This window comes from Micromonospora coxensis, assembly GCF_900090295.1.
Lineage (GTDB): Bacteria > Actinomycetota > Actinomycetes > Mycobacteriales > Micromonosporaceae > Micromonospora > Micromonospora coxensis.
The window spans coordinates 6,453,069-6,466,654 of sequence record NZ_LT607753.1 but is presented as its reverse complement, the minus strand read 5'-3'; the positions used below and the strand labels follow the sequence as shown (position 1 = coordinate 6,466,654).

General features: G+C 74.2%; 5 protein-coding genes. All 5 read left to right on the top strand.

The features are described 5' to 3' along the window. The first annotated feature begins 27 nt into the window (after positions 1–27). Genes GA0070614_RS28695 through GA0070614_RS28675 form a run of 5 tightly spaced genes read left to right on the top strand, consistent with a single transcriptional unit; the run spans position 28 to position 13,531 of the window. A complete protein-coding gene (locus GA0070614_RS28695) occupies positions 28–1,653 on the top strand; it encodes a condensation domain-containing protein (RefSeq protein ID WP_088978875.1) in 1,626 nt (541 codons plus the stop codon). Next, a complete protein-coding gene (locus GA0070614_RS28690) occupies positions 1,650–4,712 on the top strand; it encodes a non-ribosomal peptide synthetase (RefSeq protein ID WP_157745114.1) in 3,063 nt (1,020 codons plus the stop codon). Before GA0070614_RS28695 ends, GA0070614_RS28690 begins: the two co-directional genes overlap by 4 nt. Further along, on the top strand, positions 4,709–7,795 hold the full coding sequence (locus GA0070614_RS28685; protein ID WP_088978873.1) for a non-ribosomal peptide synthetase: 3,087 nt from the start codon (positions 4,709–4,711) through the stop codon (positions 7,793–7,795). The genes GA0070614_RS28690 and GA0070614_RS28685 overlap by 4 nt, the downstream gene beginning before the upstream one ends. Next, positions 7,788–13,319 carry a non-ribosomal peptide synthetase/MFS transporter gene (locus tag GA0070614_RS28680; RefSeq protein WP_088978872.1) on the top strand — a complete coding sequence of 1,844 codons (5,532 nt, stop codon included), beginning with the start codon at positions 7,788–7,790 and terminating at the stop codon, positions 13,317–13,319. The genes GA0070614_RS28685 and GA0070614_RS28680 overlap by 8 nt, the downstream gene beginning before the upstream one ends. Next, positions 13,316–13,531, top strand: coding sequence for an MbtH family protein (locus GA0070614_RS28675; protein WP_088978871.1), 216 nt, complete (start codon positions 13,316–13,318; stop codon positions 13,529–13,531). Before GA0070614_RS28680 ends, GA0070614_RS28675 begins: the two co-directional genes overlap by 4 nt. Positions 13,532–13,586: the final 55 nt, after the last annotated feature.

Here is a 13,586-nt window from a genome sequence, read left to right as displayed (position 1 = left end):
GGCGATCAATGCCACGGGGGCAAGTCCATGACGATGACACCTGCGCAACCAGCCGAGCCGGTCCGCCTGCCGGACGCCGACCCGAGCCCGACCGAATCGACGCTGGCCGCGATCTGGCGCCGGCTGCTGATGGTGCCGGCGGTCGCACGCGACGACGACTTCTTCGCCCTCGGCGGCGACTCGTTCCGCGCCACCCAACTGGCCAACCAGGTCACCAGCGTCTTCGGGGTACGCGCCGACGCGAAGCTCGCCTTCGACCGGCCGGTGCTCGCCGGGCAGGCGGCCTGGATCGACGCCGCCGCCCGCACCTCCGCGGCGACACCGCCGACCACGACCGCCCACGTCCAGGAACAGCCGGCGACCGTGCCACTGAGCACGCAGCAACGGGAGTTCCTGGACTGGATGTTCGCGACCGAACCGGCCCGCGACCCCGGCGCCATCTGCACCGCGATCCGCATCCGCGAACCGTTCGACGCGCAGCTGCTGCACCGCTGCCTGGAACTGGTGACCGCGCGCCATCAACCACTGCGTACCGTGGCAGAGCCCCGAGTGGCGGGGCGCGGCATCACGCTGTCCACTGCCGAGCACCTGCCACCCACCGTCGAGGTGGTGACCGCCGACGGGGACACCACCGAGCAGCGCCTCGCCGCGGCCACCGAGCTGGCCCGCGCCGAACGCAACCGGGTCGGCGACCTGGTCCGCGACCCCCTGGTCCGCGCACTCGTCATCCGCATCGACCACGACGACACCGTCCTGGTCCTCAGCGTGCACCACTTCGTCTTCGACGGCTGGTCACTCGGGGTGCTGCTGCGCGAACTCGGGCTGCTCCACTCGGCGCTGCGCGCCGGCAGTGCCCCGCCGCTACGCCCACTGGCCATGGACTACGCCGGCTACTGCGCCTTCACGGCCGGGCAGTGGGAGCTGAACCGGGAGCACTGGAAACGGGTCCTGCACGACGCGCCGAGATCGCTGACGCCCTTCCCCGGACGGCGTGCCGGCAACCGGTTCTCCCGACGCCGCCACCCGTTCGTCATCGACGCCGCACTCACCGCGCGGCTGCGCGCCGCCGCCCAGCACCACGGCGGAACGCCCTTCATGGCGGTCGCGGCCTGCTGGAGTCTGACGCTGTCGCGGTGGAGCGGCGCGACCGACATCGTGCTGATGTCGCCGGTGCCGGGCCGGATCGCACCCGAGCACGACGCGCTGATCGGCTGTCTCGTGCAGTCCCTGCTGATCCGCGTGGACACCTCCGGCGCGCCCGACTTCGGCACCATGCTGGGCCGGGTCCGCGACAGCGCGCTCGACGCGGCGAACCACCAGCTGCACGCCTACCACGAGACCGCGCCCCTGGTGCCCTACCCGGCCCGCATCCACTACGAGAGCTGGGGCGGCGCTCCGTTCTTCCCGGGACTGCGCTCCGCGGCGTTCCCCGTCCCCCGCGAGCAGGAGGACCTCGACTGGCCGACCCCCGGCGGCGAGGACGACCTGAGCACCCCGGAACTCATCGTCGAGGAACAACAGGACGGCAGCATGCACGCCGCGGTCGTCTACAACCACCACACCTTCACCGCACGGACCGCCACCGACCTGGCCGCCGCCTTCCACGACCAGCTGGCCGCCGCCACCACGGGCGCCCCGGGAGCCCCGCAGTGATCGACCTTTCCCCGCAGCAGGAACGGATGTGGTTCCTGCAACGGCTCGACCCGGGCGACGCCTCCTACAACATCTACTGGGTCCACCGGCTCCGCGGCCCGCTCGACGCCGACGCGCTCGCGCGCGCCCTGGCGGCGACCGTCACCCGCCACGAGGTGCTGCGCACCCGCTACCTCGACCACGACGGCGTACCCGTCGGTGACGTGACCGCACCGGCGCCGGTCGAGGTGGAACACGTCGAGATCGACGAGGCCGACGCCGAACAGGCCGCGCACCGGCTCGTGCTCGACCGCGTCCGCGAACCGTTCGACCTCGCCGCCGGGCCGCCGCTGCGGGTCACCCTGCTGCGGCTGGGCGAGGCGGAGCACATCCTGTGCCTCGTGGTCCACCACATCGCCGCCGACGGGCTGTCGATGCGCATCGTCGGCGACGAGATCGCCGCCGCGTACCAGGCATTCGTCGAGGGGGCGACGCCGCCGGCCCGCCCCGCGGAGCCGGCCCACCGCGACTACGTCGCGGCGCTGCGCGGCGACACCGGCCGACACTCCATCGAGCAGGCCAGGAAGTTCTGGGCCGAGGAGCTGGCCGGGGTCGCCGACCTGCAACTCCCCGTCGACCTGCCGCGCGCGGCCGTCCGTACGACCACCGGTGGCCTGCACCGCCTGGAGCTGCCCGCCGAACTGCTCACGCAGGTCGACACCTTCGCCCGGCGACACCGGTGCACGACCTTCATGATCCTGCTCGCCGCGTACGAGGTGCTGCTGGCCCGGCACGCGAACCAGGACGACTTCTGCGTCGGCGTCCCGGTGGCCGGACGCGACCAGATCGAGTTCGAACGCGTCATCGGCTGTCTGGCCACCACCATCGCCATCCGGGCGGACCTGGCCGGAACTCCCAGCTTCCACACCCTCGTCGAGCGGGTGCGCGCCCGGTGCCTGTCCGCGTTCAGCCATCAGCAGCTGCCGTTCGCGGAGGTGATGGCCGAACTCGACGTGTCGCGCGACCGCTCCCGTACCCCCGTCTACCAGGCCATGTTCTCCCTGCAGTACGAGCAGCCGCAGCCGTTCTCGCTCGGCGCGGCCGACGGCGCCACGTACCACATCGACCACGCGCAGGCCAAGTGCGACCTGGCGATGGAGATCTGGCGCGGCCCCGCCGGCGCCCGCCTGGACGTCAGCTACTCGGCCGGCCTGTTCACCGCGGACACCGCGCAGCGGCTGGCCCAGCGGTTCGTGACCCTGCTGCGCCGGCTGCTGTCGGCGCCGGACGCCCCGGTCGGCGCGGTCGACATGCTCTCCCCCGCCGAGAGCCGGCTGCTGAGCGAGCGCGGTGACGGCGGCACGCTGACGTCGACGGCCGGGGCGACGGTCCTCGACCGGTTCCTCGACCGGGCCCGCCGCTCGCCGCAGGCGCCCGCCGTCTGCTTCGACGGCGGCGAGTGGAGCTACGGCGAGCTGGCGGAACACAGCCACCGGGTGGCGTCGCGGCTACGGGCGGCCGGGGTGCGCCCCGGCGGGGTGGTCGGTGTCTTCCTGCCCCGCGGCCCGATGCTGATCGCCGCGCTGCTGGGCGTCTGGCGTGCCGGCGCGGCCTACGTGCCGCTGGACCCGCGCTACACGACCGGACGCACCGCGCAGGCGCTGCGCGACTCCGGCGCGGCGTGCGTGCTGGTCGACGCCCGCTCGGCGGCACAGTTGCCGGCGGAGTCCGACACCCCCGCGGTCCGCGTCGACGAGGCCGGCACCGAGCCGACCGCCACGCCTCCCGCGCCGCAGGGCGGACACACCGCGTACGTCATCTACACGTCGGGCTCCACCGGCCGTCCGAAGGGCGTCGCGGTCAGCCACGCCTGCCTGACCGCGTTCCTCGACGCCACCGCCGCACGGGTCGGCGGCACCGGCCCGGACGCGGCCTGGCTGGCGCTGACCTCGGTGTCGTTCGACATCTCCGGCCTGGAGATGTACCTGCCGCTGGCCACCGGCGGCCGCGTCGCCGTCTGCGGCGAGGAGATCGCCACCGGCGACGGGGCAGCCGTCGTCGGCTTCGCCCGCCGGCAACGGGTCACCCACGTCCAGGCGACCCCCTCGGGCTGGCAGGTGCTGCTGGCCGGCGCACCCCACCTGCCCGAGGTGACCGCGCTGGTCGGCGGCGAAGCGCTGCCGTTGCCGCTGGCCCGGCAGCTGCGCGGCGCCACCGCGCGACTGTTCAACATGTACGGCCCGACCGAGACCACGATCTGGTCGGCGTGCTGGGAGGTTCCCGCCGAGCCGGCGCACGTGTCGCTGGGCGAGCCGATCCCCGGCACCCGGCTGCGGGTGCTCGACCCGTCCGGCGGCCTCTGCCCGATCGGCGTGCCCGGCGAACTGGTCATCGGTGGCGCCGGTGTCGCGCTGGGCTACCTGCACCGGCCCGGCCTGACCGGGCAACGGTTCGTGCCCGACCCGTGGGGCCCGCCCGGCTCCCGCATGTACCGCACCGGCGACCTGGTGCGCTACCGCGCCGACGGTGGCCTCGAGTTCCTCGGCCGGGGCGACCAGCAGGTCAAGGTGCGCGGCCACCGGCTGGAGCTGGGTGAGGTGGAAGGAGCGCTGCGCGCCGCGCCCGGCGTTCGCGAGGCCGCCGCCGCGCTGCACGGCGATCGCCTGCTGGGCTACGTCACCGGCGACGTCGACCCCGAGCAGGTACGCGCCCGGCTCGCCACGGTGCTGCCCGGGTACGCGGTGCCGTCCGTGGTGCTGGTGCTGCCGGCGCTGCCGCTGACCCCCAACGGCAAGCTGGACCGCTCGGCGCTGCCCACCGAACCCGCCACCCCGGCGGCGACGCCCGCACCCGAGTACGTGGGCGCCGCCGCGCAGATGCACGACATCTGGTGCGAGGTGCTGGGACGTACCTCGATCGGTCCCGACGACGACATCTTCGACCTGGGCGGACATTCGCTGACCATGGCCAGGATCGCCGCCCGGGTACGCGAGCGGATGGAGGTGGACCTGCCGCTGTCGGCGTTCTTCGACGCGCCGACCATTCGCGGGCTCAGCCAGTTCGTGCAGGGCACCCGGTGACCGCCGGCACCGAGCAGCCGTTCGCGCTGGCGCCCGCGCAGGAGCGGCTGTGGTTCCTGCACCGGCTGGACCCGACGGACACCGCCTACCACATGTTCTTCACCCTGCGGCTGCGCGGCGACGTCGACGTGGCGGCGCTGTCGTACGCGCTGCGGGAGCTGACCCGCCGGCACGAGCCGCTACGCACCCGCTACACCGAACTCGACGGGGTGGCGACGGGTCTGGTCGCGGCAGTCGGACGCTGGCCGCTGCACGAGGTGGACCTCAGCGGTACGCCGGACCCGCCGTCCGCCGCCGATGCCGCGGTACGCCAGGACCTGGAACGGCCGTTCGACCTGAGTGCGGCGGCTCCGCTGCGCGCCACGCTCTACCGCCTGGCCGCCGGCGAGCACGTGCTCTCCCTGGTGCTGCACCACATCGCCGGAGACGGCTGGTCGCTCACCGTGCTCGGTGCGGAGCTGACCGAGCTCTACAACGCCGCGCGCGGTGGGCGTCCACCGGCGCTGCCCACGCTGTCCGCCCGTTACCGGGACTACGCCGCGTACGCCCGGCAACGCGCCGCAGCCGACCGCGACTTCTGGCGCGACCGGCTGGCCGGCGCGGCGCGGCTGGACCTGACCGGGTTGGCCACCGACACCGACGCGCCTGCCTCGGCGGGCGCGTTCCACCCGGTGCCCCTCGCGGCGGACGTCGTCCCCGCGCTGCGCGAGCTGGCCCGCGCCCAGCGCGCCACGATGTTCCTGGTGCTCCTCACCGCCTTCCAGGTGCTGCTGGCACGCCACAGCGGCCAACGCGACCTGTGCGTGGCCGCGCCGCTGGCCGGCCGGGACCGCAGCGAGTTCGAGCCCCTGATCGGTTACCTGAGCAACACCGTCCTGCTGCGCGCCGACCTCGGCGACGACCCGACCTTCGCGGACCTGCTGCGCCGCAACCGCAACGACCTGTTCACCGCGTACGCCCACCCCGGCCTGCCCTTCGAGGAGTTGGGCGCCAACGCGCCGTTCGACGCGCTGTTCGTCCTGGACAACCCCGCCGCGCCCACCGCGACCTTCGACGGCCTGCACGCGCAGCCGGTCGCCACCGGACTGCGGCAGGCCAAGACACCGGTGACGCTGGAGGCGCTCGACCTGCCGGACGGGTGCCTGCGCCTGCTGCTGGGCCACCAGCTGCGCACCTGCGACGAGGCGACCGGGCAGCAGCTGGCCCACCGGCTCGGCCGCCTGCTCACCGCCGCGGCACACGCCCCGCAGCAGCGGGTGACGCGGCTGGCGATGCTGACCCCGGACGAGTCGGCCCGGCTGGTCGCGGCGGGGCGGGGCCGGCGACCGGAGCAACCCGCCCCGGACGTGATGGACCTGATCCTGGCGCAGGCCGCCGCCACCGCCGACGCGACCGCCCTGATCGACGGCGACGACGAGGTCAGCTACGCCGCGCTGGCGGCACGGACCGAGGCGTTGGCGATCCGGTTGCGCGCGTGCGGCGCCGGACCGGGCACGACGGTCGCGGTCCGTGGGGAACGCGGCGCGCAGCTGGTCGTCGAACTGCTCGCGGTGCTGCGGGCCGGCGCCGCGTACACCTGCCTCGACCCGGCCGACCCACCGGCCCGCCACGACGTGCTCATCGCCGGCAGCGGGGCCACCCTGCTGCTCGACGCCGGTCGGATCACGCAGCTGCCCGGCCCCGCCGGCCCCGCGCCCGACCGGGCGGTGCCCCCGCTGGAGCTGGCCTACCTGTGCCACACCTCCGGCTCGACCGGCGCGCCCAAGGCCGTCATGCTGACCCGGCAGGCGGTGGCGGCCCGGGTGCGCTGGATGGCCCGCGAGTACCAGCTCGGCCCCGGCGACCGGGTGCTGCAGTTCGCCTCGCTCTCCTTCGACACCCACGTCGAGGAGATCCTGCCCGCCCTGGCCGGCGGCGCCACCGTGGTCCTCGGGCCGCAGCGCGGCGAGCTGCTGCCGGACTTCCTGTCCACCCCGCTGGCCGCCACCCTCACCGTGCTGGACCTGCCCACCAGTTACTGGCACGAGCTGACGATGCGGGAGTCGACCCGCTGGCCACCGGCGCTGCGGCTGCTGATCATCGGTGGTGAGGCGGCGCACGCCGCCGCCGTCTCGGCCTGGCGGCGCGCCGTGGGGCCCCGGGTGCGGCTGGTCAACACGTACGGACCGACCGAGGCCACCGTCATCGCCACCGCCGTCGAGGTGACCGACGCCCACGACGACCCGCCGATCGGACTGCCGCTCGACGACACCGACGCGCACGTGCTGGACCGCCACCTGATGCCGGTGCCGCCCGGCGTGCCCGGCCAGCTCTACCTCGGCGGCGCGGGCCTGGCCCGCGGCTACCGCGGCGCCCCGGGCCAGACCGCGCGCCGGTTCGTGCCCGACCCGTTCGGGCCGCCCGGCGCCCGCCTCTACGCCACCGGCGACCGGGTGCGCCGCACCGCCGACGGGATGCTGCACTTCCTCGGCCGCACCGACGACCAGGTCAAGATCCGCGGCTACCGGATCGAGCCGGCGGAGGTGGAACGCCACCTGATGGCCGAGCCGGAGGTACGGGCAGCCGCCGTCACCGTCCGCGACCAGGCGCTCGTCGCGTGGGTGGTGGCCGACCTGGCCGATCCCGGTGTGCTGCGGGCCCGGCTGACCGCACGGCTGCCCGACCGACTGGTGCCCGCGCACGTCGTCGCGCTCGCGCAACTCCCCCTGACGAGCAACGGCAAGGTCGACCGGGCGGCACTGGCCCGGACGGCGCTGCCCGCCCCGCTCGACGCCGCCGGCCACGTGCCGCCCCGCGACGACGCCGAGCAGTTGGTCGCCGACGTCTGGTCCGAGGTGCTGGGCCACCCGACGATCGGCGCGTCCGACGACTTCTTCGCCCTCGGCGGGCACTCCCTGCACGCCCTGCGGGTCGCCGCCCGGCTGGCCGACGCGATCGAGGTCGAGGTGCCGCTGCGCCTGCTCTTCGAGCACCGCACGGTGGCGCAGCTGGCCGCCCGGATCACCGCCCTGGTGCTGGCCGACATCGAACAAGCGGCGGACGGCCACGCGCCGGTCGCTGCCGGAAAGGTCGGGAATGACTGAGCAGCTGTCCGCCGAGGCGCAGTCCCTGCTGGCCCAACGCCTGCGCCGCAGGCCCCGCGCCGGCAGCCCGGCCATCCCCCGGCGCACCGAGGCCGACCCGCCGCTGTCGTACCCGCAGGAGCGGCTGTGGTTCATGGAGCAGTACGCGCCGGGCACCCGCGCGTACACGATCCCCGTGGTGCGCCGCATCCGTGGACCACTCGACCCGCACGCCGTCCGCGAGGCGCTGGGCCACCTCATCGCCCGGCACGAGGCGCTGCGCACCGGCTTCCCCGCCACCGACGACGGCCGTCCGCTGGCGGTGCTCGCCGCGCACGCCGACCCGGTGCTGCGAGTGGTGTCGGCCACCGGTGAACAGCAGGCGCAGGCCCTGGTCGACGACGAGCTGGCCCGACCGGTGGATCCCGCCGACGCGCCGCTGCTGCGGGGCCTGCTGATCCGGCTGGCGCCCGAACACCACATCCTCGTGCTCGCCGTCCACCACCTGGCCTGTGACGGATGGTCCGCGGAGCTGCTGCTCGGTGAGCTGCTCGGGCTCGTCGGCGGGCAGGCGCCGCAGCCGGAGCCGGCCGTCCGCTACGGCGACTTCGCCGCCTGGCAGCGGGCCACGCGTACCGGCGAGTCGGCGCAGCGCGACCTGGCGTACTGGGTGCCGCGACTGGCCGGCGTGCCCGCGCTGCACCTGGTCACCGACAAGCCCCGCCCGGCGCAGCAGACCTTCGCCGGCGCCCAGCACCAGGTGAGCGTCGACGCCTCGACCGTACGACGGCTCACGGCACTGGCCCACGACCACGCGGCCACGCCGTACATGCTGCTGCTGGCCGCGTTCCAGACGCTGCTCGCGCGGCTCAGCGGTCAACGGGACTTCGCCGTCGGCACCCCGGTGGCCGGCCGCCACCGCCCGGAACTCGAGGACGTCGTCGGGGTCTTCGTCAACACCCTCGCCATGCGCGCCGACCTCGACGGCGACCCGAGCTTCACGCAGCTGCTGGACCGGGTGCGCGCCAGCACCCTCGACGCGTTCGCCCACCAGGAACTGCCGTTCGAGCAGTTGGTCACCGCGCTGGACCCGGCGCGCGACGTGAGCCGGCCGCCGGTGTTCCAGGTCCTGTTCGCGCTGCAGAACTACGGCCCGGCCGTGCCCGACCCGGCCGCGCTGCGGGTGGAAGGCTACCCGGTCGGCAGTTGGGCGACCCGGTTCGAGCTGGAGCTGTACGTCACCGAGGGCCCGGACGGCTGGCACTGCCAGTTCATCTACAACCCGGACCTGTTCCACCCGGCCGGCGTCGAGGCGTGGGCGACCGCCTTCCGGGCACTGCTGGCGGCGGTGAGCCGGGACCCGGACACGCCGCTGTCCCGGCTGGCCTGGCTCGACGAACCCGCGCAGGCCGAGGCGCTCGCGGCGAGCCGCGGCCCGGTCGTCGACCTGGCCCCGGACGCCACGCTGCCCGCCCTGATCGAGGCCGGGCTGGCCGACGCGCCGGAGCAGATCGCGGTCACCGCCCCGGAGGGCGCACTGACCCGCGGTGAGCTGGCCGCCCGCGCCAACCGGATCGCCCACCGGCTGCGCCGGGCCGGCGCGGGCCCGGGAACGATCGTCGCGGTGCACGCCGAACGGTCCCTGGACCTGATCGCCGCGCTGGTCGGCGTGCTCAAGTCCGGTGCGGCCTACCTGCCCCTGGATCCGGACTATCCGCCCCAGCGGCTGCGGTACATGCTCGCCGACTCGGGTGCGGCGGTGCTGCTGACCCAGCGGCGGCTCGACCCGCCCGACCCGGACGCGGCGACGGTGCTGCACCTCGACGACCCGGACGCGTGGCGGGACCAGCCGAGAACCAATCCCATCCCGCTGGCCGGGCCGCACGACGGCGCGTACGCCATCTACACCTCCGGCTCCACCGGCCTGCCCAAGGGCACGCTCGTCAGCCATCAGGCGATCTGCAACCGGCTGCACTGGATGCAGCAGACCTACCGGATCGGCGCGCACGACGCGGTGCTGCAGAAGACACCGGCCAGCTTCGACGTGTCGGTGTGGGAGTTCTTCTGGCCGCTCATCGCCGGGGCACGTCTGGTGCTGGCCCGCCCCGGCGGGCACAAGGACCCCGGCTACCTGCGCGACGTCATCGCCACCGAACGCGTCACCACCGCCCACTTCGTGCCGTCGATGCTGGGTGCGTTCCTCACCGAGTCCGACATCGAACGCTGCACCTCGCTGCGCCGGGTCATCTGCAGCGGCGAGGAGCTGCCACCGGCGCTGGCGGCCCGGCTGCACGAGCGGCTCGCCGTCGAGGTGCACAACCTCTACGGTCCCACCGAGGCCGCCGTCGACGTGTCGGCCTGGCCGTGCCCACCCGAGCAGGGCGTCGGCGTCGCCCGGTTGCCGATCGGCACCCCCATCCAGAACATCAGCCTGTACGTGCTGGACGAGCACCACCGGATGCTGCCGGCGGGCGTACCCGGTCAGCTGTTCATCGCCGGCGTCGGCCTCGCCCACGGCTACCTGGGCCGCCCGGCCGCGACGGCGCGCAGCTTCCGGCCCGACCCGTACGGCCCGCCGGGCTCGCGCATGTACGCCACCGGTGACCTGGCCCGCCGCCGCCCGGACGGCGCGCTGGAGTTCCTCGGCCGCATCGACCGCCAGATCAAGCTGCGCGGCATCCGGATCGAGCCCGGTGAGATCGAGGCCGCGTTGACGGCGCTGCCCGGGGTGGCCGAGGCCGCCGTCGTGGTACGCGAGGACCGCCCCGGCGACCAGCGGCTGGTCGGCTACCTCACCGGACAGCCAGACGATCCCGCCGCCGTGCGGGCCGCGCTCAAGCGCAGCCTGCCGGACCACCTGGTGCCCACCGCCTTCGTCCACCTCGACGCGCTGCCCCTGGGCCCCAGCGGGAAACTCGACCGCGCCGCACTGCCGGCGCCGCAACGCGTCGCTCCCGCCACCTCGGCCGCGCCGCAGACCCCGACCGAGGTGGCGATCGCCCAGGTCTGGCAGAACGTGCTCGGCGTCGACCGGGTCGGGCTCGACGACGACTTCTTCGACCTCGGTGGGCATTCGCTGCTGGCCATCCAGGTGGTGGCCCACCTGCGGACCCGCGTCGGCGCCGGGATCAGCGTGATGGACCTGTTCCAGCAGCCGACCGTACGGGAGCTGGCCGCCCTCGCCGAGGCCGGGCCCGACCGGCCGCGGCACCTGCTCAACGAGCTGACCCGCACCGCCGCCGACACCCACACCGACCTGACCCTGGTCTGCGTGCCGTACGGCGGTGGGAGCGCGGTGGTGTACCAGCCGCTGGCCGACGCGCTGCCGGCCGGACACCGGCTGTTCGCGGTGACCATCCCCGGGCACGATCTCGGCGCCGACGAGGACCCGCTCCCCTTCGACGAGCTGATCGACCGGTGCGTCTCCGAGATCCTCGACCGGATCGACGGACCGATCGCCCTCTACGGGCACTGCGGCATCGGCAGCGCCGTCGCGGTCGAACTGGCCCGCCGGTTGGAGGCGACCGGACGGTCCCTCGACGCCGTCTACATCGGTGCCATCTTCCCGTTCGCCCGGCCCACCAGCCGCGCCATGCAACTGCTGTCCAGGCTGGCCCGGCGCGAGCGGCTGACCGGCCACCGGGTCTACGAGAACTGGCTGCGCGGCCTGGGGCTGGAGATGGCCGAGCTGGACCAGGAACAGGCCCACCGCGTCATCCGCAACATGCGCCGCGACAGCGACGTCGCCGAGCAGCGGTTCAGCGCCATGCTGCACGACGGCATCGACCGGATCGCCGCACCGGTCGTCTCGGTGGTCGGCGACCGCGACCCCGCCACCGAGTTCGCCTCCGAACGCTTCCGGGAATGGCACTTCCTCAGCCACCGGGCAGCACTGGTCGTGCTGGACGAAGCCGGCCACTTCTACCTCAAGTACCGCGCCGAGGAACTCGCGCAGATCGTCACCACCGTGCACCCCGCGCTCGGCGACCCGACCGCCACCGAGCGGCACGCCCGCCGACCGGGACGCACCTGGTGGCTGGCGGGCGAGTCCAGCACGGTCGCGGACGCCTCCCACCGCGACGAGGGCGACGGCGCGCCGCAGGCGCCCGCCACGCCGACACCCGAGGTCGCCCCGAGCATGGGCCGGTTCCTCGCCGTCGCCGCCGGTCAGCTCGTCTCCATCACCGGCTCCGCGCTCACCGAGTTCGCCATCCCCATCTGGATCTACCTGACCACCGGGTCACTGGCCCAGTTCGCGCTGTTCACCGTGCTGGGCCTGGTGCCCGGGTTGCTGATCGCCCCGCTCGCCGGCGCGATCGTCGACCGCACCAGCCGCAAGCGGGTGCTGCTCGCCGCCGACTGCGCCGCCGGCGGCACACAGGTCGCCCTCGGTCTGCTGCTGGCCACCGGGAACCTCCAGGTGTCGCACATCTACGCGCTGATCACCGTGCTGTCCGTCGCGCTGACCTTCCAACGCCTGGCCTACGGCTCGGCCATCCCCCAACTCGTGCCCAAGCACTACCTCGGACACGCCAACGGCATCGTCCAGATGATCAACGGCGGCGCCGCCGTGATGGCGCCCCTGCTGGCCACCGCCCTGATGGCCACAATCGGCCTCGGCGGCATCCTGCTGCTGGACATCGCCGGGTACGCCGTCGCGATCGCCGTCACCGCGTTCGTCCGCTTCCCCGCGACGGCGGCGTGGAAGCGGCGCGAGAGCCTGGCCGCGGAGATCCGGGCCGGCCTGCGGTACTCCTGGGACCATCGTGGGTTGCGCGCGATGCTGCTGTTCTTCGCCGTGCTGAACATCTTCCTGTCGCCGCTGTTCATCCTGCTGACACCGTTGACGATGTCGTTCGGGGGGATGGCCGAGGCCGGCCAGGTGGCGGTCTGCGGCGGGCTCGGGGCGGTGGCCGGTGGGCTGCTGATGGGCATGTGGGGCGGCCCGCGCCGGCTGCGCATGCGCGGCATGCTGGCCGCGGCGATGGTCCTGGCGGTCTGCTGCGTCATCCCCGGCCTACGCCCCAGTCTGTGGGTGGTGGGCGCGGGCGCCTTCGCGATGAGCCTGGCCCTCAACGTCATGAACGGCATCTACTTCACGACCGTGCAGGTCAAGGTCGCGCAGCGCTACCACGGCCGGGTGTTCGCGCTCAACACCGTCATCTCGTGGTCGACCCTGCCGCTGGGCTTCGGGGTGGTCGCGCCCGTGGGCAGCGGGCTCTTCGAACCGCTGATGGCCCACGACGGGCCGCTGGCGGGCACCGCCGGCCGTTTGCTGGGCACCGGCGAGGGCCGCGGGACGGCCCTGATGTACGTGGTCTTCGCCGGAGTCATGGCGCTGATCGTGGTGCTGGCGCGGCGCACCCGCACCCTGCGCCGCTTCGACCACGAGGTCGCCGATGCGCCACCGGACGACCTGGTCGGACTGGAGATCATCCAACAGGCGCGCCAGGCGACCGGCCGGGACGGCACCGCCCGGGACGCGGTGCCCGGTCACCGCGTCGACACGCCCGCACCCGAGAAGAAAGAGGTACAGCGAGTATGAGCAGCACCGAGCCGGCCGTCCTCGTCGTCGTCAACGACGAGGAGCAGTACTCGATCTGGGCCGAGGACCGCGAGGTGCCCGCCGGTTGGCACCCGACCGGCTTCCGCGGCACCGAGCAGGAGTGCCTGGCGCACATCGACGAGGTCTGGACCGACATGCGGCCGCGCAGTGTGCGCCAGGCGCTCGGCGAGCAGGTCGGGCCGACCGCGTAGCCGACGGCGGGCCGCCCGGGCAGTGTCACCGCCCGGCGCGGCTCACCGCCCGGCG